1 protein-coding gene is annotated in these 1,244 nt (G+C 35.9%); it reads right to left on the reverse strand.

Annotated features, from left to right (window positions below):
- A partial coding sequence (locus tag EAL49_RS08190; RefSeq protein ID WP_341466559.1) for a helicase-related protein occupies positions 1-1,244 on the reverse strand: 1,244 nt, incomplete at both ends.

Here is a 1,244-nt window from a genome sequence, read left to right on the forward strand (position 1 = left end):
CTAAAAGCTTACAATCTCTTTCTTCATTGAAAAACAAGTCGTTCAAATTGCTTGCAAATTGCTTTTTAATAGCGTCTAGCTTTTCTTTATTTTGTTCGGCTATTTGCTTGTTTTGTTCTTTGAGTTTTTTGTGCGTTAATTCTTCACTCATAGAGGCGTTTTCTTTTAAAGGCTCTATTTCTTTAACTTTGATAAGCTCATAATCCTTACTCTCTTCATTTTTCAAATCATAGAGCTTGATCTCTGTGTGAGTGGGGATTATTATAGAGCTTTGAAGCGTTTCTAAATCTTTCAATTCCTGTTTGAGATAATCCAATTTAGAAGAGTTGTTTTTCAAATTCTCTTCATTGAAGTAATTTTCTTTATTGAAAGCTTTGTATTTTGCTTCTTCATTTTTGATTTCAGCCCTCAATTTGACTTCTTCAATAATTAAGGGATTGCCTGTCGCTTCTGCTTTCATCTCACTCGCATTAGAACTCCCCATATTAAAGTCTTCTAATTCATTCAAGCCTAATTTGTGCGCGTTTCTAAATTGCTCTATACCTTTAGATTTAGTCTCTATGATTTGCCACATACGGCTATCATAAGTTTTTTCAGTGGCGTAGCGATAGATTTTCATTCTAAAATTTTCAGGATCGTTTTGGTGCAAAATATTGCCTTGTCTTATCCCACGCCCTTCCATTTGCAACAATTCATCAGGTCTCCATGGGCAATCTAATTCATGCATAGCGACTAATCTCTCTTGCACATTAGTGCCTACGCCCATTTTAGCAGGACTGCCCAATAATACCCTGACTTTGCCACGATTGATTTTTTTAAACAAATCCTGTTTTTGATCTTCAGTTTTAGCGTCATGGATGAAAGCGATTTCATTTTGTGGGATGCCCATTTGGACTAAATGCCTTAAAACATCGCTATAAACATCAAACGAACAGCCTTTAGCGAGTTCTTCATCTAAGTTGACGCTTCTAGCCTCTTTCTCTTTGAGCTCGTTCTCTAATTCTTTCTTGCTAGGAGCGATAAGATTGCCATTTTCATCATAACTAGATAAGCTCTCTAAAAGTTCTTGAGCTTCATCTAGGGGATTTTTATTTTCTATTTCATGAGCGTTATCTAGCGCTTCTAAACTCACTTTTTGGCTATGGGTTTTGGGTGTGGATAGCCCTATGAAACCAAGTTGTGTGCCTTTAGTGGCATGAGTTTCTAAATAATTCTCATAGATATTTTTTGCCATAGCATAGCTT

Source organism: Helicobacter pylori (assembly GCF_003637665.1).
GTDB lineage: Bacteria > Campylobacterota > Campylobacteria > Campylobacterales > Helicobacteraceae > Helicobacter > Helicobacter pylori_CK.